The organism is Pseudomonas sp. GW821-FHT10C09, assembly GCF_059415465.1.
Genome location: NZ_JBWKNG010000021.1, coordinates 104734 through 127286 on the forward strand (window position 1 = coordinate 104734; position 22553 = coordinate 127286).

Consider the following 22553-nt stretch of genomic DNA (forward strand, 5'->3'; position numbering starts at 1 on the left):
GGCAGCGACGATTTGTCGCAGATCTTATTCTTTGTTGATTGAACGTTCAATCAAAACAAAATAGACTGGCCCTCAATCCGGTAGCCGTTTGACGTCCACCGGAAGGCCTAAGGAGATGTGCAAGATGCCCAAGGTCGGTATGCAACCCATCCGCCGCCAGCAATTGATCGAAGCCACATTGCTGGCCGTCGATCAGGTCGGCATGGGGGACGCCAGCATTGCGCTGATCGCCCGTTTGGCCGGCGTCTCGAATGGCATCATCAGTCATTACTTTCAGGACAAGAACGGCCTGATCGCTGCCACGGCGCAGTACCTGATGAGTGTCCTCAGCGAGAACGTCACCGCACGCCGTCAGGCGCTGACAGATGAGAGCCCGCGGGCGCATCTGCAGGTGATCATCGAAGGCAACTTCGACGCCAGCCAGGTCAATGGCCCGGCAATGAAAACCTGGCTGGCCTTCTGGGCCACCAGCATGCACCACCCGTCTTTGCACAGGTTGCAGCGGATCAACGATCACCGTCTGTATTCCAACCTGTGCTGCCAGTTCCGCCGCGTATTGCCGCTCGATGATGCGCGCAGTGCAGCCCGTGGCCTGGCAGCGTTGATTGACGGTTTGTGGTTGCGCGGCGCGCTGTCGGGAGATGCTTTCGACACCGAGCAGGCGCACCGGATCGCTTACGAATACATGGATTTCCAACTGGCCAAGCGGGTGAGTTAGAGCACACACAAAACGCTCAACCCCCGAACCGCCACTGACCAGCGTGCCAGCGCAACACGGCACGCCCAGTGGTCAACGCCAACCACTTATGCACTTGCGAGGACTTTATGGCCCGTTTCGAACTGCAAAAACTCTACATCGATGGCGGCTACAGTGACGCCAGCAGCGACGCCACTTTCGAAGCCATCAACCCGGCTAACGGTGAAGTCCTCGCAAAAGTACAACGCGCGACAAAGGAAGACGTTGAACGCGCTGTCGTCAGCGCCGAAAAGGGCCAGAAAATCTGGGCCGCGATGACCGCCATGGAGCGTTCGCGCATCCTGCGTCGCGCCGTCGACATCCTGCGCGAGCGCAACGATGAACTGGCCGCCCTGGAAACCCTGGACACCGGCAAATCGTTCTCCGAAACCAAATACGTCGACATCGTCACCGGCGCTGACGTGCTGGAGTACTACGCAGGTCTGGTCCCGGCTATCGAAGGCGAGCAGATTCCGCTGCGCACCACCTCGTTCGTCTACACCCGTCGCGAGCCGCTGGGCGTCGTTGCCGGTATCGGCGCGTGGAACTACCCGATCCAGATCGCCCTGTGGAAATCCGCACCAGCCCTGGCGGCCGGTAACGCGATGATCTTCAAGCCTAGCGAAGTCACTTCCCTGACGACCCTGAAACTGGCCGAGATCTACACCGAAGCAGGCTTGCCAGCTGGCGTGTTCAACGTACTGACCGGCAGCGGCCGTGAAGTCGGCACCTGGTTGACCGAACACCCACGTATCGAAAAAATCTCCTTCACCGGCGGCACCGACACCGGCAAGAAGGTCATGGCCAGCGCTTCTGCCTCGTCGCTGAAAGACGTGACCATGGAACTGGGCGGCAAATCCCCGCTGATCATTTTCGACGACGCCGACCTCGATCGCGCCGCCGACACCGCGATGATGGCCAACTTCTACAGCTCCGGTCAGGTCTGCACCAACGGCACTCGCGTGTTCGTACCTAGCCACCTGAAGGCTGCGTTCGAAGCCAAGATCGTTGAACGCGTTGCACGCATCCGCGTCGGCAACCCGGAAGACGAGAACACCAACTTCGGTCCTCTGGTCAGCTTCGCCCACATGGAAAGCGTGCTGGGCTACATCGCCAAAGGTAAGGAAGAAGGCGCTCGCGTGCTGTGCGGCGGCGGTCGTCTGACCGACGGCGAATTCGCCAAAGGCGCATTCGTCGCTCCGACCGTGTTCACCGACTGCACCGACGAGATGACCATCGTGCGCGAAGAAATCTTCGGCCCGGTGATGAGCATCCTGACCTACGAAACCGAAGAAGAAGTGATCCGTCGTGCCAACGACACCGACTTCGGCCTGGCCGCTGGGGTTGTCACCAAGGACCTGAACCGCGCTCACCGCGTGATTCATCAACTGGAAGCCGGTATCTGCTGGATCAACGCCTGGGGCGAGTCCGACGCGAAGATGCCGGTCGGCGGTTACAAGCAGTCGGGTGTGGGCCGTGAGAACGGCATCAGCTCGCTGAACAACTTCACACGCATCAAATCGGTACAGGTCGAACTGGGCGATTACGCCTCGGTGTTCTAAGGCGGAATCTGCTTCGCCTGCGAGGCCGTCTTCGCGAGCAGGCTCGCTCCCACAGGTCATGCGCTGTCCTTGTGGGAGCGAGCCTGCTCGCGAATCGAGTGCGCAGCACTCGCCATGGCCTGACCTGACCAACTTCAAAGAGGGTGCATTCAATGTCCCAAGAATTCGATTACATCATCATCGGTGCCGGCTCGGCCGGTAACACCCTGGCGACCCGTCTGACTGAAGACGAAGGCGTCACCGTCCTGCTGCTCGAAGCCGGCGGCCCGGACTACCGTTTCGACTTCCGCACGCAAATGCCGGCCGCCCTCGCGTTCCCGCTGCAAGGCCGTCGCTACAATTGGGCGTACGAAACCGATCCAGAGCCACACATGGACGGTCGCCGGATGGAATGCGGTCGCGGCAAGGGCCTCGGTGGTTCCTCGCTGATCAACGGCATGTGCTACATCCGCGGCAACGCGATGGACTACGACAACTGGGCCAAGTTGCCAGGTCTGGAAGACTGGGATTACCTGAACTGCCTGCCGTATTTCCGCAAAGCCGAAACCCGCGACATCGGCCCGAACGATTACCACGGCGGCGAAGGTCCGGTCAGCGTGACCACGCCGAAAGCCGGCAACAACCCGCTGTTCCACGCCATGGTTGAAGCCGGCGTGCAAGCCGGTTACCCGCGCACCGAAGACCTCAACGGTTACCAGCAAGAAGGCTTCGGCCCAATGGACCGTACCGTGACGCCGAACGGCCGTCGCGCCAGCACCGCTCGCGGTTACCTGGACGTCGCCAAGAAGCGTTCGACCCTGACCATCGTCACCCACGCCCTGACCGACAAGATCCTGTTCGAAGGCAAGCGTGCGGTCGGCGTGCGTTACCTGATCGGTGCCGCTGAAGAGCGCGTTGAAGCCCGCGCCCGCAAAGAAGTGCTGCTGTGCTCCGGCGCCATCGCGTCGCCGCAGATCCTGCAACGCTCCGGTGTCGGCCCGGCCGAACTGCTGAACAAGCTCGACATCCCAGTGGTCCATGACCTGCCAGGCGTCGGCGAAAACCTGCAGGATCACCTTGAGCTGTACCTGCAATACGCCTGCACCCAACCGGTTTCGCTGTACCCATCGCTGCTCTGGTACAACCAGCCGGCCATCGGTGCCGAATGGCTGTTCAACGGCACCGGCATCGGCGCCAGCAACCAGTTCGAAGCCGGCGGTTTCATCCGTACTCGTCCGGAATTCGATTGGCCGAACATCCAGTACCACTTCCTGCCGGTCGCGATTAACTACAACGGCAGCAACGGTGTGAAAGAGCACGGATTCCAGGCGCACATGGGTTCCATGCGTTCGCCAAGCCGTGGCCGTATTCAAGCGAAGTCGAAAGACCCGCGCGAATACCCGAGCATCCTCTTCAACTACATGGCCACCGAGCAGGACTGGCAGGAATTCCGCGACGGCATCCGCCTGACCCGTGAAATCATGCAACAGCCAGCGCTGGACGCTTTCCGTGGCCGTGAAATCAGCCCGGGCATCGACGTGCAAACCGATGAGCAGCTCGACAAGTTCATCCGCGAACACGCCGAAACCGCGTTCCACCCGTCCTGCTCGTGCAAGATGGGCACCGACGAAATGGCCGTGGTTGATGGCGAAGGCCGTGTGCACGGCATGCAAGGGCTGCGCGTGGTCGATGCCTCGATCATGCCGATCATCACCACTGGCAACCTGAACGCGCCAACAATCATGATCGCCGAGAAAATCGCCGACAAGATCCGTGGCCGCCAGCCGCTGCCGCGCAGCAAGGCCGCTTACTTCGTAGCCGGTGATGCTCCGGTGAAAGGCAAGCCGTTGCGGGATGTGAGCGCTACTGCTCAGTAAGACCGTTACACCGAGGCGCCGCCTTCGCGAGCAGGCTCGCTCCCACATTAGATTTGTGAACGACACAGATCCAATGTGGGAGCGAGCCTGCTCGCGAAGGGGCCCTACAAAACACCACACAACTCTCGGCATTCCTTTTCCTACACCGATCCAAGCTTGATCCTACCCCCCGCGCAGGCCTAATCTAGCGCCACGCAAACGTTTCACCTCCCCCTTCGCAACACCGCTACACCGCCACTCCATTCCAAGGAGGTTCCCGAATGTTCGATTTCCACCCCCAGCTCAAGCAGCGCTTCGCTGCCTTGCGCACGGGCGCTGAATTCTTTTCGCTGCGTTATGTACGCGAGTCCGGCCAATACCTGTCGGTGCGCAAGAATGTCGCCGAACCTCCAAGCCTGAGCCGTGATGAAGGTGCGATGCTGACCGTGCGCGTCAACGGCGTCGAAGCCTACGCCGCGACCAACGACCTGTCACAACAAGGCCTGCAATCAGCGCTGGACCGCGCCGAACAGCAAGCCCGCCGACTCAAGCCCCACGCGCTGCTCGACCTGCGCGACCAAGCCGTCTCCAACGACCGCGCCGACTATTTTTCGCCCAACCTCGACCAGCCCTTCCCGTCCCTGAGCGATTGCTACCAATTGCTCGGTGCCGAATCCGCGTCCGTGCCCAAGGACGAGCGGCTGGTGAACTGGCAAGTGAGCATCGGCATCACCAACGTCGAGCAGATCTACCTCAACAGCGCCGGTGCCGAACTGCGCCAGGCCCAGCGTTTCGTCTACCCGAGCCTCGACGTCACGGCCTATGACGGCAGCGACAGCCAGACCCGCAGCCTCGGCCGCGAGAACTTCGGCCAGCAGGGCGGCGCAGATGTGATCAGCCGCTGTGGCCTGATCGGTGCCGGCCCGCAAGTCGCCGACCAGGCGCTGCAATTGCTGCTGGCGCCGAACACCCCGCAAGGCCCGCGCGAGCTGCTGCTCATGCCCGACCAGATGATGCTGCAGATCCACGAATCCATCGGTCACCCGCTGGAACTGGACCGCATCCTCGGCGATGAACGCAATTACGCCGGCACCAGTTTCGTCAAGGCAGAAGACTTCGGCCACCTGCAATACGGCTCGAAACTGCTTAACGTGACGTTCGACCCGGACATCCCCGAGCAGCTCGCCAGCTACGGCCATGACGACGACGGCACCGCCGCGAGCAAGCAATTCCTGATCAAGGAAGGTGTGTTGCTGCGCCCGTTGGGCGGCGCGCTGTCGCAATTTCGCGCCGGCATGAATGGCGTCGCCAACAGCCGCGCCTGTGGTTGGAACCGCCCGCCGATCGACCGCATGGCCAACCTCAACATCGAGCCCGGCGATCAACCGCTGGCGCAACTGATCGGCAACATCGAGCACGGCATCATGATGTCGACCAACCGCTCGTGGTCCATCGACGATGCACGCAACAAGTTCCAGTTCGGTTGCGAATGGGCGCAGTTGATCGAAAACGGCGAACTCAAGGGCGTGGTCAAAAACCCGAACTACCGGGCGATTTCCGCACAGTTCTGGAAAAGCCTCAGCGCCGTCGGCGACGCCAACACCGTCAAGGTGCTGGGTACGCCGAACTGCGGCAAGGGTGAGCCGAACCAGGTGATTCGCGTCGGCCATGCGTCGCCAGCCTGCGTGTTCAGCAATGTGGATGTGTTTGGGGGAGACGCCTGATGAGTACTTCAAAAAATCAGGCCGATGGGTTCAAGGCCTTGGTTAATTGGCTGCGCGACGCCATTCGCGAGCCGGAACAATTCACCCTCAGCTACGCCGCCGAGTCGTCGGCCTTCGTGCGTTTCAATCACGCCAAGGTGCGCCAGGCCGGTCAGGTGCAGCAAGCGAGCATCGGCCTCAAGCTGATCAACGATGGCCGGCATGCCGACCTCGACATCACGCTGGCCGGCGACCCGGAAGTGGACGTGCAACGTCTGGCCGAAGGTCTGCAACAGTTGCGCGACACCCTGCCGTTGCTGCCGCCGGACCCGTACCTGCTGCTCAACCACAACGGCTGGCAGAGCAAGAACGTGCAGGATCATCCGCTGCCGGACACCGAGCAAGTGGTCGCCGAAATCACTCAGGCCGCCGAAGGGCTGGACCTGGTGGGTTTCTACGCGGCGGGCCCGATCAGTCGCGGTTTCGCCAGCTCCTCGGGCGCGTTCGGCTGGCATCAGGCCAACAGTTTCAACTTCGACTTCAGCCTGTTTCATGAAAATGGCCAAGCGGTGAAAGCCAGCTACGCCGGGCATGACTGGAGCAGCGAAGGATTTGCCAAACGCTTCGCCCTGGCGCGCGAGCAATTGGCGTATCTCGGTCGGCCATTGCGCACGCTGGCACCGGGTCAGTACCGCGCCTACCTTGCACCCGCAGCCCTTGAAGAAATCATGGGAATGCTCGGCTGGGGTGGATTTTCAGCACAGTCGATTGCCAGCAAGACCAGCCCGCTGCAAAAGCTGTATGCGGGGGACAGTGCGTTCAGCCCGCTGGTGTCCATTGATGAAAAAGTCAGTGGCTCGTTGAGCCCGGCATTCTCCGGCGAAGGTTATCCCCGCAGTGACCTGGGGCTGATCGTCGAAGGCAAGGCCGGCGCGCAAATGGTCAGTTCCCGCAGCGCGGCCGAGTACGGCTTGACCGCCAATGGAGCGGGCGGTGGTGAAATGCCGAGTGCATTGAACATGGCGGCCGGGAGGTTGCCTGAAGCCGAAATCCTCAAGCAATTGGGCACGGGGTTGTACATCAGTAACCTCTGGTACTTGAATTACTCCGACCAACCGGGGGCACGCATGACCGGCATGACGCGGTTTGCGACGTTCTGGGTCGAGAACGGCGAGATTCAGGCACCGGTGAGCACCATGCGCTTTGATGACAGCGCCTACAGCTTGTTGGGTTCGCAGTTGGAGGCGTTGACCGAGGAGCGCGAGTTGTTGCTGTCGGCGAGCACCTACAGTCAACGGGCGACGGCTTCGGCGTTGTTGCCTGGGGCATTAATCAACCGACTAACCCTTACGTTGTAAACACAAAACCCTGTGGCGAGGGAGCTTGCTCCCGCTGGGTCGCGAAGCGGCCCCAAACCGGTACATGCGGTTTACCAGTTAAACCGCATTCTCAGGATTTACGACTGCTTCGCAGCCGAGCGGGAGCGAGCTCCCTCGCCACAGAGTCAGTGCCAGCCATGACCTTGTATTAACTCCAACCCACAAGAGGTCCCATGCCCAACCGCCTGCCTCTCGACGCTGTCACCGCCCGCTGGGTGCCGTGGGTCGTCGCCATCGCGTTTTTCATGCAGTCCCTCGACGGCACCATCCTCAATACCGCCCTGCCGGCCATGGCCCGGGACCTGGCGGAAGATCCGTTGCGCATGCAGGGCGTGATCATCGCCTACATGCTCACCGTCGCCTTGCTGATCCCCGCCTCGGGCTGGATCGCCGACCGTTTCGGCACCAAGAAAATCTTCTTCGGCGCGATTCTTCTGTTCAGCCTCGGCTCGTTGCTCTGTGCCTTGTCGACCAGCCTGAGCCTGCTGATCGGCGCCCGGATCATTCAGGGCCTGGGCGGCGCGTTGATGTTGCCGGTCGGGCGTCTCGTGGTGCTGCGCGCCTACCCGCGTTCGGAACTGGTGCGGATCATGGGCTTCATCACCATCCCCGGCCTGCTCGGCCCCTTGATCGGCCCGACCATGGGCGGCTGGATGGTCGAGTACCTGACCTGGCACTGGATCTTCCTGATCAACCTGCCCGTCGGGCTCGTCGGCTGCTACGCCGTGTGGAAATTCATCCCCGACCTGCGCGGCACCGAGCGCACCCGTTTCGATAGCCTGGGGTTTGTGCTGTTCGGCGCGGCGATGATTCTGATCACCGTCGCCATGGAAGGCCTGGGCGAGCTGCACCTGCCCCACCTGCGCGTGATGCTGCTGCTGTTCGCCGGCTTGGCCTGCCTCGCGGCGTACTGGTTGCGCGCCGGGCATACTGAAAACCCGCTGTTCGCGCCGTCGCTGTTCAAGACCCGGACTTTCGCCGTGGGCATCCTCGGCAACCTGTTCGCCCGCCTCGGCAGCGGCGCCCTGCCCTTCCTCGTGCCGTTGCTGCTGCAAGTGGCGCTGGGTTATTCGCCGTCACAGGCGGGGATGAGCATGCTGCCGCTCGCCGCGGCGGCGATGATTGCCAAGTGGGTGGCGCGCCCCCTGATCGAGCGCCTGGGCTATCGCATCGTACTGACCGGCAACACCCTCGCCCTGGGCATCATGCTCGCGAGCATGGGCCTGGTCAGCGAGCAGACGCCGTACTGGCTGCTGTTGTGCCTGCTGGCGATTCTCGGGGCGATCAACTCGCTGCAATTTACCGCGATGAACACCGTCACCCTGATCGACCTCGACGACGCCAGCGCCAGCAGCGGCAACAGTCTGCTGTCGGTGGTCGCGCAATTGTCCCTGAGCCTGGGCGTTGCCTGCGCCGGTGCATTGCTCGGAGGCTTTACCGCCGAGATCGGCAACGATGGCGTGGAAACCGTGTTGGGCGCGTTCCAGCTGACGTTTGTCACCGTCGGAATCATGGCCATGCTGGCCGCCACGATCTTTTCGCAGCTCTCGAAGGAAGACGGACGGCGCGTCAGGAGCCCGGAAGAACACATCGAGCCTTAGTTTCCAGACGATAACTGCCTGCGCTCGGCGACTTCTCGTCTGGAAACTCCGGGCGAATGGCCCCGGGACTGATACACTGCGCGACATTTTGTTTTGCAGGCCAGTCCCGTGACCACCATCGCCACCGCTTTTAATACTTTGCCGCTGTCCGCCGCCATGCTGGCTAACCTCGACTCCCTCGGTTATGCCCAGATGACGCCGATCCAGGCGCAAAGCTTGCCGGTGATCCTCAAGGGGATGGACCTGATCGCCCAGGCCAAGACCGGCAGCGGCAAGACCGCCGCCTTCGGGATCGGCCTGCTGAACCCGATCAATCCGCGCTTCTTCGGTTGCCAGGCACTGGTCATCTGCCCCACTCGCGAGCTCGCGGACCAGGTTGCCAAGGAACTCCGTCGTCTGGCCCGTGCCGAAGACAACATCAAGATCCTGACCTTGTGCGGTGGCGTGTCCTTCGGCCCGCAGATCGGCTCGCTGGAACACGGCGCGCACATCATCGTCGGCACCCCGGGCCGCATTCAGCAGCACCTGCGCAAGGGTTCGCTGATCCTCCATGGCCTGAACACGCTGATCCTCGACGAAGCCGACCGCATGCTCGACATGGGTTTCTACGACTCCATCGAAGAAATCATTGCCCAGACCCCGGAGCGTCGCCAGACCCTGTTGTTCTCGGCCACGTACCCGTCGGGCATCAAGCAACTCGCCGCGAAGTTCATGCGCAACCCTCAGATCGTGAAGGCCGAGGCGTTCCACGACGACACTCAGATTGAGCAGCGCTTCTACGAAATCTCCCCAGAAGAGCGCATGAGCGTCGTGACCAAGGTCCTGGGCCACTTCCGCCCGGCGTCCTGCGTTGCCTTCTGCTACACCAAGCAACAGGTTCAGGAAACCGTCGATCACCTGACCGCCAAAGGCATCTCCGCCGTCGGCCTGCATGGCGATCTGGAACAGCGTGACCGTGACCAGGTGCTGGCGATGTTCGCCAACCGCAGCACTTCGGTCCTGGTGGCCACCGATGTCGCCGCTCGCGGTCTGGACATCGACTCGCTGGACATGGTGATCAACGTCGAACTGGCCCGTGATTCGGAAATTCACATCCACCGTGTCGGCCGTACCGGCCGCGCTGGCGAGAAAGGCATTGCGATCAGCCTTGTTGCACCGCCCGAAGCGCAGCGCGCCCAAGCCATCGAACACCTCCAGCAGACGCCGTTGACTTGGGATCTGGTAGACAACCTGACGTCCCAGGGCGGTGGCCCGCTGCTGCCGGTCATGAGCACGTTGTGCATCGGCGCTGGCCGTAAAGACAAGGTTCGTCCGGGCGATATCCTCGGCGCACTGACCGGCGATGCCGGTATTCCGGGCGCCCAGGTCGGCAAGATCGCGATTTTCGATTTCCAGGCGTATGTGGCCGTGGAACGCGGGATCGCCAAGCAAGCCTTGCAGCGCCTGAACGACGGCAAGATCAAAGGCCGTTCGCTGCGCGTTCGTATCCTGTAAGAACAACGCATTTCCCCTGTGGGAGCGAGCCTGCTCGCGAATGCAATCTGTCAGTTGGCTTATAGGCTGACTGACACACCGCTTTCGCGAGCAGGCTCGCTCCCACAGTTAGTTTTGTGGTGACACACCAAGAGGACACCGTTTTGCGCTCTACCGAAGTCGTGATCATTGGCGCTGGCGCCGCAGGGTTGATGTGTGCGCTGACCGCCGCCGGGCGTGGGCGCAAGGTGATGTTGCTCGACCATGCGAACAAGGCCGGCAAGAAAATCCTGATGTCGGGCGGTGGCCGCTGCAATTTCACCAACATGTACACCGAACCTGGCAATTTCCTCTCGCAGAATGAACATTTCTGCAAATCCGCACTGGCACGCTACACCCAGTGGGATTTCATCGGGATGGTCGCCAAGCACGGCGTGCCGTATCACGAGAAGAAGCTCGGGCAATTGTTCTGCGATAACAAATCCAGCGACATCCTCGAGATGCTGCTCAACGAGTGCGATCAGGTCGGCGTGAGCCTGCACCTGGACACCTCGATCCAGACCATCGAAAAACTCTCAAGCGGTTATCTGCTGGACACCACGATGGGCCAGATCACCTGTGAGTCTTTGGTGATCGCCACGGGCGGACTGTCGATTCCGACACTGGGCGCGACCGGTTTCGGTTATCAGGTTGCCAGGCAATTCGGTCATGAACTGCTGCCAACCCGCGCCGGCCTCGTGCCGTTCACCATCACCGATCAGTTGAAAGAGCTTTGCACCGAACTGTCCGGTACGTCGGTGGACTGTCTGGTGAGCTGCAACGAGCAGAGTTTCCGCGAGAACATTCTGTTCACTCACCGCGGCCTCAGCGGCCCGGCGATTTTGCAGATTTCTTCGTTCTGGGAATCCGGCGACACGGTCGAGATCAACCTGATGCCGGATCACAACGCGCATGAGTGGCTGCAAGAGCAGCAGGCCGAACGCCCGAACAGCGAACTTAAAACCCTGCTGGGGGAAATCTTCACCAAGAAGATGGCCAACCTGCTGGCGGACAACTGGTTCGTGTCCAAACCGATGAAGCAGTACACCCACGCGGAAATTGCCGACATCGCTGAAAAACTGGCGAGCTGGAAAGTAGTGCCGGCCGGCACTGAAGGCTATCGCACGGCGGAAGTGACCCTGGGCGGAGTCGACACCCACGAAGTATCGTCCAAGACCATGGAATCGCTGAAAAGCCCTGGCCTGTACTTCATCGGCGAAGTGCTCGACGTGACCGGGCATCTGGGTGGCTTCAACTTCCAGTGGGCCTGGGCCTCCGGCTACGCCGCCGCGCAGTACGTCTGATCAATGGGTGTACACAAATAAAATGTGGGAGCGAGCCTGCTCGCGAAAGCGATAGTTCAGTCGATATGAATGGCGGCTGAAAGACCGCATTCGCGAGCAGGCTCGCTCCCACATTTGTAACCGCGCAAAGCTCAAGGGAACAGATTTTGCTGTCAGATGTGATCGACGCCATTGCATCGGCGTCATTACTGGCTCAATTTAGCGTCATTGCCTCGGAAGGCCTTCGCACTTCATGTCATCGACTCCTCTCAGTCAGTCTCTGCGTCGCCTCTGGGCGCTGGATAAATTCAGCTACAGCGTGCGGGTGTTCATTGCCCTGACCGGCAGCATGGCGGTCTGTTGGTATCAGGATGAAATGGGCCTGCTGATCCCGTTGTTCCTAGGGATCATCGCCAGCGCCCTGGCCGAAACCGACGACAGTTGGCAGGGCCGCCTCAATGCGCTTGCCGTGACACTGGTGTGTTTCAGCGTCGCCGCGTTCTCCGTCGAACTGCTGTTCCCCTACCCTTACATCTTCATCGTCGCCCTGGCCCTCGCCAGCTTTGGCCTGACCATGCTCGGCGCCCTTGGCGAACGCTATGGCGCGATTGCCTCGGCGACGCTGATTCTGTCGGTCTACACCATGATCGGCGTGGACCAGCGCGGCGGCGCCGTCACCGATTTCTGGCACGAACCGGTGCTGCTGGTGGCCGGTGCGGCCTGGTACGGTTTGCTGTCGGTACTGTGGCAAGCGATGTTTTCCAACCAGCCGGTGCAGCAGAGCCTGGCGCGATTGTTTCGCGAGTTGGGTTTCTACCTGAAGCTGAAATCGTCGCTGTTCGAGCCGATCCGGCAGATGGACGTGGAAGCGCGGCGCCTGGAACTGGCCCAACAGAACGGCCGTGTGGTGGCGGCGTTGAACGCGGCCAAGGAAATCATCTTGCACCGGGTCGGCAACGGGCGGCCAGGCTCGAAAGTCAGCCGCTACCTGAAGCTGTACTTCCTCGCCCAGGACATCCACGAGCGCGCCAGTTCGTCGCATTACCCCTACAACGCACTCGCCGAGGCGTTTTTCCACAGCGACGTGCTGTTCCGCTGTCAGCGCCTGCTGCGTCAGCAAGGCAAGGCGTGTCGCGCCTTGGCCGAGTCGATCCAGATGCGTCAGCCGTTCATCTACGACGCAAGCTTCGCCGAAGCGTTGGGCGACCTGAATGCCTCCATCGAACACCTGCGCATCCAGAGCAATCCGGCCTGGCGCGGCCTGTTGCGCTCGCTGCGAGCACTCACGGCCAACCTCTCGACACTCGACCGTTTGCTCAGCGATGCCAGCAACCCGGACGCCCTGGCCGATGCCACCGACAGCAGCCTGCTCGACCGTTCGCCGCGCAGCCTTAAAGATGTGTGGATGCGCTTGCGCACGCAACTGACGCCGACATCGCTGCTGTTCCGCCATGCACTGCGTTTGCCCCTGGCGCTGAGCATCGGCTACGGCATGGTGCATTTGATTCACCCGTCCCAAGGCTACTGGATCATCCTGACCACGCTGTTCGTGTGCCAGCCAAATTACGGCGCGACCCGACGCAAACTCGGCCAGCGGATCATCGGCACGGCGATAGGCCTGACCCTGGCGTGGGCGCTGTTCGATCTGTTCCCGAATCCGTTGATCCAGTCGTGCTTCGCCATCGCCGCCGGCGTGGTGTTCTTTATCAACCGCACCACCCGCTACACCTTGGCCACGGCCGCGATCACCTTGATGGTGCTGTTCTGTTTCAACCAGGTCGGCGACGGCTACGGGCTGTTCCTGCCGCGACTGCTCGATACCTTGCTCGGCAGCCTTATCGCCGGGCTGGCGGTGTTCCTGTTCCTGCCGGACTGGCAGGGCCGACGCCTGAACAAAGTGCTGGCCAACACCCTGACCTGCAACAGCATTTACCTGCGTCAGATCATGCAGCAATACGCCGCCGGCAAAAGCGACGACCTGGCGTATCGCCTGGCTCGACGCAACGCGCACAACGCCGACGCGGCGCTGTCGACGACGCTGGCCAACATGCTCATGGAGCCTGGGCACTTCCGGAAAGAAGCGGATGTCGGGTTTCGTTTTCTGGTGCTGTCGCACACCTTGCTCAGCTATTTGTCCGGGCTGGGGGCGCACCGTGAAACGGCGCTACCGGCGGATGTACGCGAGCAATTGATCGAGGGTGCCGGCGTGAGCCTGGCGGCGAGCATCGATGAGATCGCCCAAGGCCTGGCGAGCAAAACGCCGGTGGCGATTCAGAGTGATGAGGAAGAAGCCCTGGCGAATTCTCTTGAACAGATGCCCGACGAGATCGATGAAGGGCAGCGGCTGGTGCAGACGCAGTTGGCGTTGATTTGTCGGCAACTAGGGCCGCTGCGGACCTTGGCGGCGCATTTGATCAAAGACACCAGCGAGACTTGAGATTTGCGGGGGCTGGGCAGGCCACTTCGCGAGCAGGCTCGCTCCCACAGGGGATTTGTGTCACGCCATAGATCAATGTGGGAGCGAGCCTGCTCGCGAAGGGGCCATCAGCCACACCTCACATCCCATGCTGCTTCATCAAACGCTCATAACTCCCATCCGCCTTCATCTCGGCAATCTCACGGTCAAACCCGGCGACGATCTGCTCATGTTGCGGATTCTTCAAACTGACCAATATATGCAGGCTGTTCTCGCTCAACGGTTTGGGCAGAAACTCCACCGCATTGCGCACTTTGGAGGATTCACGCGCCAGGTAATAACGGGCGACGTATTCATCTTCCAGGGTCAACTTGACCCGATCCGCCGCCACCATGCGCACCGCCATCGAAAAGTTATGCACCGGGACTTTCTGCAGTGACGCGTCGTCATCGAATTCCGGCGAATAGGCGTAGCCGCGCACGATCGCAATCGGATAGGTGTGCAATTGCTGCAAGTTGCTGTATTCGATCGGCGCATCTTTGCGCTTCAGAAAGCGCACACGATTCAGCAGGTATTCGCCGGAAAACTGGCCTAGCTTGGTCCGATCGTTGGTGTACCAGGCGTTGACCAGCACGTCATAACGCCCCTCGCCTACGCCCAACAACGCTCGGGCCCAGGGCACCTGCTCGAAATCACTGGCATAGCCTGCGCGTGCCAGCGCAGTCGTGACGATGTCCGTCGCCAATCCGCCATTGACCAGCGTCGCGTCGGTAAAGGGCGGCCAGGCGTCGGCAACCAGACGCAGCTTTTCCGCTGCCGCGCCTTGTGTCAGCAACAGCAACACGATCAAAGCGCAAGCTCGATGCAATCGCGGCATGCTAGAAAATCCTTAGCGGGCGGGTGGCCCGACGTGTTTTTCAGCCCAAACTCCAAGACCCGTGTACCGGCAGCCAGTACTCAACATTAGCTCATTGAAGCCATTGCACAGCGCGTCATCGAAGATTACACAAAGAAGACGGCACCGCGCGAAATGAATGATGGCATTTTGGCCTTTGTCACAGATTTCCCCGCCATAAAGACAATGATCCTCAGGACGCTTAGTATCGGAGCGACGATGTTCAAGGAAAGCGAAAATGACAATTGACTGGATCTGCAAACACCACAGCGATTTGGGCAAGGAACAGCTGTACGCCATTCTGCAACTGCGCGCAGAGGTGTTCGTCGTCGAGCAGAAATGCGTCTATCAAGACATCGATGGCCAGGACCTGGAAGGTGACACCTGCCATTTGATGGCATGGGACGAGAACCGACTGGTGGGTTACTTGCGATTGCTCGACCCGCAGTTGCAGGGCGGTGATGTGGTGATTGGCCGGGTGATCGTTGCCCCGGCAGCCCGCGGCGCCGGGATTGGGCATGAGCTGATGGCGCAGGCGTTGAAGCAGGCTGAGAAGCATTGGCCGGATATGCCGGTTTACCTGTCGGCGCAGGCGCATTTGCAGGGGTATTACGGGAAGTACGGGTTTGTGGTGGCGGGTGAGGAGTATGTCGAGGATGGCATTCCGCACATCGGGATGCGTCGCCCTTAAAGGCCTCTTCGCGAGCAGGCTCGCTCCCACATGGACTTCGCCGTACTTGTGGGAGCGAGCCTGCTCGCGAAGGCGAGAGCCTTGTCACCACAGCAACTCAGGGGTACTCAAGTACCTCTTTGATCTGCCGCAAATTCCGCTCGATCCACCCCCGATCAATCGCCCCCCACTCACGAATCCGGTAACGCCCTGCATGATTGCGCGCGCCCTCTTCCTGCTCGAACTCGCAAATGATGTCCAGGTCCGCCAACGCCGCAATCGTGTCCTGCGCCGTGCGCCGGGGCATGCCGGTCACCTCGGTCAAGGCCGGGACGCTGCTCGCCAGCCCGCTGTCGATCAAGTACGCCACGTACAACCGGCGATAGAAACTGCTCTTGGTCTTGCTGACTTCCATTCAAACACTCCCGGCCGTTGATCCGTTATTGCATGTCCCGCCAGGTCAGGTACACCCGCAGGTCAAACTCCACCTGGTGATAGCCCGGCAGCATGTGTTCGCAGAGTTTGTAGAACGCCTTGTTGTGATCCGACTCTTTAAAGTGCGCCAGTTCATGCACCACGATCATTTTCAGAAATTCGGAAGGTGCTTCCTTGAACAGCGAGGCCACCCGAATTTCTTTCTTGGCCTTGAGCTTGCCGCCCTGCACCCGCGAGATCGTGGTGTGCAGGCCAAGGGCGCGATGCGTGAGGTCCAGACGGTTGTCGAACAGCACTTTGTCGATGGCCGGAGCATTGCGCAGGTATTCCTGCTTGAGGTCCAGCGCATAGGTGTACAGCGCCTTGTCGCTCTGAACACCGTGCTTTTGCGGGTAGCGCTTGGTCAGGTATTCGCCCAGCCGATCGTCGGCGATCAACTGGCGCACTTGATCCTGCAATGCAGCAGGATAGGCCTGGAGGTATTTCAACGCGGTCATTGGGGCGGCAACACGAATCACGAAAAGGTCGCCAGTGTAGCGAATTCAACTGTTCAGTGCGCTCCAGTCGAACGGCCGCACAAAGTCGCCGACGTCCTCGGCCATCATCGGCCGCGCCACCAGAAAACCTTGCACGTACTCACAGCCATTCGCTTGCAGCCATTGGTACTGGGCAACGGTTTCCACCCCTTCGGCGATCACCAGCATTCCGTATTGCTTGCACAGGTCGATCACAGTGCGCACCAGCGCGGCATCCCTTGAGGACTCGGGCAGCCGGGCGATCACATGCCGGTCAAGCTTGAGCGTGTCTAACTCCAGGTCCCGCAGATGCGCCAGCGAGCAGGGCCCGGAACCAAAGTCATCGAGTGCCACCCGCACCCCAAGATTGCGCAACAGACGCAGGGTCTTATGGGTTTCTTCCGGGTTTTGCATCAGCGCTTCTTCCGTCACCTCAACTTCCAGATGCCGCGGTTGCAGACCATGGCGCTCCAGCACCTGGCGCAACTCGGTGACCAGATTGGGCATGCCGAATTGAGTGCTACTCAGACTGATGCCGAGCACCAGGTCCTCGGCAAACAGGGTTTCCCAGGCCTTGCGCTGCCCGGCCCCACGCTGGTAAATCCAGCTGCCCAGCCGACTGATCAGCCGCGCCTCTTCCAGCAACGGCAAAAACAGCCCCGGCGGGACGTCGCCGACACTCGGGTGCTGCCAGCGCAACAACGCCTCGAACCCACGGATCTGCCCGTTGGCGATGGACACTTGGGGTTGGTAGACCAAATTGAAATCACGGTTTTCGATGGCCGTGCGCACACTCTCTTCGAGCATCAGCCGCGAACGCGCCCGGCCATTCATCTCGTGATCGTAGAAACGATACTGCTGACGGCCCGCGCGCTTGGCTTCGTACATCGCAATGTCCGAGGCGCGCAACAAACCGTCGAGGTTGGCCCCACAATCCGGAAACGTCGCAATCCCGATGCTGGCGCCCAAGGTGATTTCCAGGCCATCAATCTGCTGACAGATCGATACCCGCTCGATGAGTTTTTCCGCAATCTTCGCCGCCTGCTCGGGAAACTCCAGGTCCAGCAGCGCCGTAAATTCATCGCCGCCCATGCGCGCCAGAATGTCGAACGACCGCAAGCAGGCCTTCAACTGCTCGGACACCCAACGCAGCACGCGGTCGCCGGCATCGTGGCCGAGGGAATCATTCACCCGCTTGAAGCCGTCGAGGTCGAGGTACAGCAGCACCCAGACACTGTCGGCGCGTTCACCGCGCAGCAACAGGTTTTCAACGGTCTGGTAGAAGCCTCGACGATTAAGCAAACCGGTCAATGGATCGGTCACAGCCTGGAATTCCAGTTGCTGATGCAGGTGGCGCACCACCGACATGTCCAGCACCGTCACCACCATCGCGTGCTGTTCCGCGGGCAATGGCGCACATGACAGCGCCACCGGCACCTGCTGACCGGGCGCCGTGCGCAACAGCGCGTCGTGCAGGCGCAAGGTTTCGCCGCGCTTGTAGCCGGTATAGATCTCGGATTCCAGCCAGACCGGGATGTGTGGTTTTTGCAGGAAATCCAGGAAATCCTTGCCTTGCAGCTCTTGCACCGTCGCATTCAGCAGCCGCGACATCGCCGGGTTGGCAAAACGGATCACCCCGTCCTCACTCACCACCAAAATGCCTTCGGCCGCGTTCTCCAGCACCGAAGCATTGAACGCGCGCGCGACTTCCAGGTCGTGGCTCAGGCGCTGCAACGAACGGCGATTGCGCTGGTGTTCCAGCAGGGCCTGGACTTTGGGCTTGAGAATTTGCGGATCGAACGGCTTGAACAGGTAATCCACCGCGCCGCTGGCATAGCCCTTGATCACAGCGTCCGGGGATTGCTCGTTAGCGGTGAGGAAAATGATCGGTGTGAGGCGGGTCCGCTGGCTGCCGCGCATCAGGCGCGCGACTTCAAAACCGTCCATGCCCGGCATTTGCACATCGAGCAACACCAGGTCGACATCGTGTTCGAGCAAAAGGTTTAGCGCTTCAAAGCCGGAGGCAGCGGTCATCACCTGCCAGTCCTGGCGCTGGAGCAACGCGCGCATGCTGATCAGGTTTTCAGGGTAATCATCGACGATTAAAAGGATCGAGTTGCCTTCGGCTGGCGTGGGTTGCGCGCATTCCATGCTGCTTCTCTTGTTCGGGGACGTCAGGCCGGCTTCTCGTGAAAACCGGACAAATACTAACGCCACACTCTAGACCTGGATCCACAAAAGCAGAAGCCATCAGAGCGCCATCATTTAACTAACGCGTTCATTTGCCGACTAACGGTCGGTCCTGAGAGCCCCGAAAACCGGGAAAGATGGCCTTTCGACAGGACGTTGACGCCAAATCTCTGCCGGATGGGCATTAACAAAGTGGCCTCGTACGCTTATAAAGACCGCCCCTCGATGCGCGTGCTAGAGCTTCTGGCACGTGCGTGCAGTAAAAATTTGTGGAAGCTTTGTCTATGATCGATCTCGCAACCTGGAACCTCAGTGTTCCCGTTGGCAATCCGCCGTATACCGTTGAAACCGCCAAACTGGTGAACGGCTTCAAGGACCAATACTTCCACTCCGACACCGGCACCTTGTTTTTCTGGGCCCCGGTTACCGGTTCCAAAACGGCCAATGCCAAATATCCCCGCACTGAACTTCGCGAAACCTATAGCAATGGCACCCTGAAAAACTGGCTCTACCCGGACGCCGACAACTTACTTCGTGCGACCCTCGCGGTGAACCAGGTGCCGAGTTCTGGAAAGATCGTTATTGGTCAGATCCATGCTTATGAAAGCCAGAAGCCGCTGGTGAAACTTGAGTATCAGTACAAGACCAGCACCGCCACCGGCAACATCGTTGCCAAAGTACGCATGCATCCGGATGACGGTGAAGGTCGGGTAATTACCATTGCCACCGGCGTGAAGATGGACCAGGAGTTTTCCTACCTCATCCACCTGAGCCCCGGCGGTGCGTTGGGCATCAGCGCGGCCGGCTACCAGTGGGACACCAACATCAGTGCGACGTGGCGCGACAAGCCGCTGTATTTCAAGGCCGGGGTTTACGTGCAAGACCACACCGGGTACACCAGCGAAGGCGGCAAAGTGACATTCAGCAAGCTGGATATCGATCACGACAAGTAAAAACACCGCAGCCTCTGTAGCAGCTGTCGAGCAACGCGTAGGACGCCTCCGAGTGTGGCGAGGGAGCTTGCTCCCGTGGGCTACGAAGTAGCCCCAAATCCTGCCACCAGATTCCCTCAGACACACCACACCCCGATTTACGGCGCCTGCGCCGCCGAACGGGAGCAAGCTCCCTCGCCACAATGACCGCATACACGTCCTACAGCCCGGTTGTGAATGCCGAAATTGCTGCCTAAAGTTGGCCTGTCGCTGACATTGTTGGCGACAGGGTTTCGCAGCCCTTCGATACGGGTAACTCTCCTTCAAGATTCAAGGAAGATTTACTTATGACAATGAACAAACCGCCACGCCGCTTCACTCCAATGTCCCAACTGGCCACCGACTATCCCGTCCTTCTCATCGACAGCGACGCCCCGCTACGCGAACTCCACAACTGCGTCAGCGAACGCCTCAACGCCGTCCTTAAGACTCACCCATCAAGTAACGCTGATACATGCCTTCCAGCGAGATCGGCTTGATCGCGCCCGACCGACAATCAAATGCTCCCCTTACCAACAGGTTTACGCCTCAGCCCCGACGCAACCGTGTCATTGCGCGCCGCCACCCGCCCCGCATCCCATTCACGCTGCATATCCGCAAACAGCTCTCCATCAACACGACTCCGATTAGCCGCCAACGCTTGAGTCATCGCCTCGGCAATTCGCTCAATGATCAAGGCCGGCCTATCCACCGCGCAGTGTTTTCGACCGAACTCAATCAATTGCTGACGATCCGGGTAGCTTTTCACTTTGTTCATCTTGATGGCCAAGGTACGGTCTACCAATGAGCGACCGGATTTGGGGTTGTAGTTTTCATAGACGGTCGTTGTCGTGACATCGAAGACCGGCGCCAATTGCACCGTTTCAGGCGCATCAGGATGAGTGTAAATCACCCCGAAATTCTTCAAGTGTGCGTCTCCGTTGCGCACCATGACCGACAGACAAACCGAAGAGTAAAAACGCTCCAGTTCACGTATCGGATCGCCATGTCGGCAGAGCTGGCCAATCACGGCGGTAAGGGTTTCGTAGCTTTGGGAGTACTTGTAGTTGTCATGGGGATCCTTGTGGAGCCCTAAAAGAACGGCCATGTCTTCAAAACCGAGCCGACCGGAAGTGGTCAGGTCGAATCGCTCCATCACAAATAGATCACCGTTTTCAGAAAGCCAGAATGGCGGCGTTTCGAGCCCTGCAAGACGAGCAGCTTCCAGGCAGAGAAACTCGTTTTGAGCGAGGTGCGCATACTCGTCTGCTCCCGACTTAACAATCAGGTCGGAGCTGAGCATGGTTTTTCGAGTGCCGGTGAGCTTATCCAGATCGGGCACTAATACCTTAGGCTGCACCCCCGAAATGCCCGACTCGAAGTAGGTGTCTACGAGAAACTCGAAAACACCTTGCGAGGCGTCCGCCGACAGAATTTCCTGTAGCCCGACCTGAGCACGAACGGACACGGGGGCGTCAGCAGGATTTTGATAACTGAGACGTCCGATCTGATTTCCCCCGATGACCGACAACAGGCGCATTTCATCCACTTGCATATGCTTGGCCATCCGGCGCTTGATCTGGTCCGCCAGAAACCCTTCTGGCACGTTCATATCGAATATTGGATGTAGTACGTTGCTGACCGAAGGCGTCGGGTCATAGGGCATGACCAGTGAGACTTCCCTGGGAGCATCGGCGGATTGGTAGGCAAACGAAAACTGTGACCCCTTGGACAGCTCGCCCGAAAAGCCCTGCGGTGTCATGACGTTGAGCAGCTTGACCTTACTCATCGTGCTCTACCAGATCAGCAAGGGATTTGAGGTCAATTCTGTTATCAACAATTTCAAGCGCCATGCCCAGCGCTGATAGCACCCTGAACACAGTGTAAAGCGCGACATTTTCACCGGCCTCAAGGTCAATGATGGTTTTACGGCTGCATTGTGCCCTGTGCGCGAGTATTGCCTGGCTATAGCCTTTGGCGCGTCGCAACTGGCGGACTCTTTCACCAAACACAGAGGGATTGTGCAAGAGCATGAATGTCACCCATATAGGACTTTTTTAGAGGATATTCTCATTATGTCCACTATAAGTGACATTTCAAGCGCCTTACGCCAGACGGTATCCAGGTCAAAAATTTCCGTCATAAAAAACCCGCCTTTCCAGGCTGTGTGAAAACACACTGATGGTGGTTCCAGCAAACGCCCCGACTTGTTCGGGGCGTTTGCTTTTGTGCTCACAGCAGACGAAAAAAGGCTTTTCAGCCCATCAACTGACGTGCGCCCAGCACGTTAATCGCTCTTTTCAGGTTATAGGCGTTCACCGCCAAAGCCATTTCGGCTCTCGTCCCTTCGAGCTGTCGCAGCAAGAAGCGAGCGTTGCCAAATAACCACTGTTTAAGGTTGCCGAAGGGATGCTCGACGATGGATCTTCGGCTGACCATCATTTCGGGATGCGCCTGCATTCGCTGTTCCATTCGTTCGAATGCCTTTTCGTGCAGGTGGCGTGAGATGTATCGGCGTTGGGCGTCGGTGCATTGCGCTTTTAACGGGCAGCTTGCGCAGTCGCTGACTGCCGCCTGGTAGATGCGGCCTTTCTTGCTGATCTGTTTAAAGATCAGCCATTTTCCGGCTGGGCATTGATATCGATCTTGCGACGCATCGTAGGCAAATGCTGTTCGGTCGAAAAACACCTGTTCCTTGCCGCTGGAGTTGATTGATCGCGCCACAGGTACATAAGCCGTGATGTTCTCATCCTCACAGGCCTGGAACTGCTTGCCATTGGAGTAGCCCGCATCCGCGGTGACCGTCAGTTCATCTTGCGAAAGTTGTTCCTTGGCGGCCTTGGCCATTGG

At 59.7% G+C, this 22553-nt stretch carries 18 protein-coding genes and 1 pseudogene; 12 read left to right on the forward strand and 7 right to left on the reverse strand.

Annotated elements, in window-relative coordinates:
- Positions 1-124 precede the first annotated feature (124 nt).
- From betI to yccS, 9 genes are all read left to right on the forward strand, one after another.
- The gene (betI, locus tag AC07N8_RS21745; RefSeq protein WP_483843166.1) at positions 125-718 is read left to right on the forward strand and encodes a transcriptional regulator BetI; all 594 of its coding nucleotides are present in this window, start codon (positions 125-127) and stop codon (positions 716-718) included.
- A gap of 107 nt (positions 719-825) precedes the next feature.
- Positions 826-2298, forward strand: coding sequence for a betaine-aldehyde dehydrogenase (gene betB / locus AC07N8_RS21750; protein WP_493145804.1), 1473 nt, complete (start codon positions 826-828; stop codon positions 2296-2298).
- 152 nt (positions 2299-2450) lie between these two features.
- Positions 2451-4154, forward strand: a complete 1704-nt coding sequence (betA, locus tag AC07N8_RS21755; protein WP_483843168.1) for a choline dehydrogenase — start codon at positions 2451-2453, stop codon at positions 4152-4154.
- A gap of 260 nt (positions 4155-4414) precedes the next feature.
- Positions 4415-5857 (forward strand): TldD/PmbA family protein, encoded by a 1443-nt coding sequence (locus tag AC07N8_RS21760; protein WP_493145803.1) that lies wholly within the window; start codon positions 4415-4417, stop codon positions 5855-5857.
- Positions 5857-7194, forward strand: a complete 1338-nt coding sequence (locus AC07N8_RS21765) for a TldD/PmbA family protein (protein ID WP_493145802.1) — start codon at positions 5857-5859, stop codon at positions 7192-7194. Before AC07N8_RS21760 ends, AC07N8_RS21765 begins: the two co-directional genes overlap by 1 nt.
- Before the next feature lie 194 nt (positions 7195-7388).
- Positions 7389-8816: a multidrug transporter subunit MdtD gene (gene mdtD, locus AC07N8_RS21770; protein WP_493145801.1), complete on the forward strand. Its 1428-nt coding sequence runs from the start codon at positions 7389-7391 to the stop codon at positions 8814-8816.
- 108 nt (positions 8817-8924) lie between these two features.
- Positions 8925-10310 carry an ATP-dependent RNA helicase DbpA gene (gene dbpA / locus AC07N8_RS21775; protein ID WP_483843172.1) on the forward strand — a complete coding sequence of 462 codons (1386 nt, stop codon included), beginning with the start codon at positions 8925-8927 and terminating at the stop codon, positions 10308-10310.
- A 143-nt stretch (positions 10311-10453) separates the two neighbouring features.
- Complete coding sequence (locus AC07N8_RS21780) at positions 10454-11632, forward strand: BaiN/RdsA family NAD(P)/FAD-dependent oxidoreductase (protein WP_493145800.1); 1179 nt, start codon at positions 10454-10456, stop codon at positions 11630-11632.
- Between the two features lie 232 nt (positions 11633-11864).
- Entirely contained in the window at positions 11865-14048 is a 2184-nt protein-coding gene (yccS, locus tag AC07N8_RS21785) for a YccS family putative transporter (protein ID WP_493145799.1), read from the forward strand.
- Positions 14049-14166: 118 nt separating this feature from the next.
- Here yccS and AC07N8_RS21790 read toward each other — a convergent pair whose 3' ends face one another.
- Positions 14167-14904: a substrate-binding periplasmic protein gene (locus AC07N8_RS21790; RefSeq protein ID WP_483843175.1), complete on the reverse strand. Its 738-nt coding sequence runs from the start codon at positions 14902-14904 to the stop codon at positions 14167-14169.
- 256 nt (positions 14905-15160) lie between these two features.
- On the opposite strand from AC07N8_RS21790, the gene AC07N8_RS21795 reads away from it, so the two are divergent.
- On the forward strand, positions 15161-15613 hold the full coding sequence (locus tag AC07N8_RS21795; protein ID WP_483843176.1) for a GNAT family N-acetyltransferase: 453 nt from the start codon (positions 15161-15163) through the stop codon (positions 15611-15613).
- A 97-nt stretch (positions 15614-15710) separates the two neighbouring features.
- Here the strand turns inward: AC07N8_RS21795 and AC07N8_RS21800 are convergent, their stop codons facing one another.
- From AC07N8_RS21800 to AC07N8_RS21810, 3 genes are read right to left on the reverse strand one after another with little or no spacing between them, the layout of a single operon-like run.
- Complete coding sequence (locus AC07N8_RS21800; RefSeq protein ID WP_027926625.1) at positions 15711-16007, reverse strand: winged helix-turn-helix domain-containing protein; 297 nt, start codon at positions 16005-16007, stop codon at positions 15711-15713.
- A gap of 25 nt (positions 16008-16032) precedes the next feature.
- On the reverse strand, positions 16033-16524 hold the full coding sequence (locus tag AC07N8_RS21805) for a M48 metallopeptidase family protein (RefSeq protein ID WP_493145838.1): 492 nt from the start codon (positions 16522-16524) through the stop codon (positions 16033-16035).
- A 45-nt stretch (positions 16525-16569) separates the two neighbouring features.
- Positions 16570-18693, reverse strand: coding sequence for a putative bifunctional diguanylate cyclase/phosphodiesterase (locus AC07N8_RS21810; RefSeq protein ID WP_493145798.1), 2124 nt, complete (start codon positions 18691-18693; stop codon positions 16570-16572).
- Between the two features lie 323 nt (positions 18694-19016).
- Here AC07N8_RS21810 and AC07N8_RS21815 point away from each other — a divergent pair, with 323 nt between their 5' ends.
- Both AC07N8_RS21815 and AC07N8_RS21820 read left to right on the forward strand, forming a co-directional pair.
- Positions 19017-19685, forward strand: a complete 669-nt coding sequence (locus AC07N8_RS21815) for a polysaccharide lyase family 7 protein (RefSeq protein ID WP_493145797.1) — start codon at positions 19017-19019, stop codon at positions 19683-19685.
- Between the two features lie 326 nt (positions 19686-20011).
- A pseudogene (locus AC07N8_RS21820) lies at positions 20012-20152 on the forward strand (fructose-bisphosphate aldolase); the annotation flags it as partial.
- A gap of 68 nt (positions 20153-20220) precedes the next feature.
- Here the strand turns inward: AC07N8_RS21820 and AC07N8_RS21825 are convergent.
- From AC07N8_RS21825 to AC07N8_RS21835, 3 genes are all read right to left on the reverse strand, one after another.
- Positions 20221-21492 carry a type II toxin-antitoxin system HipA family toxin gene (locus tag AC07N8_RS21825; protein WP_493145796.1) on the reverse strand — a complete coding sequence of 424 codons (1272 nt, stop codon included), beginning with the start codon at positions 21490-21492 and terminating at the stop codon, positions 20221-20223.
- Positions 21485-21736: a helix-turn-helix transcriptional regulator gene (locus tag AC07N8_RS21830; RefSeq protein WP_483843181.1), complete on the reverse strand. Its 252-nt coding sequence runs from the start codon at positions 21734-21736 to the stop codon at positions 21485-21487. The genes AC07N8_RS21825 and AC07N8_RS21830 overlap by 8 nt, the downstream gene beginning before the upstream one ends.
- Positions 21737-21959: 223 nt before the next feature.
- A partial coding sequence (locus AC07N8_RS21835) for a transposase (protein WP_495065927.1) occupies positions 21960-22553 on the reverse strand: 594 nt, incomplete at its 5' end.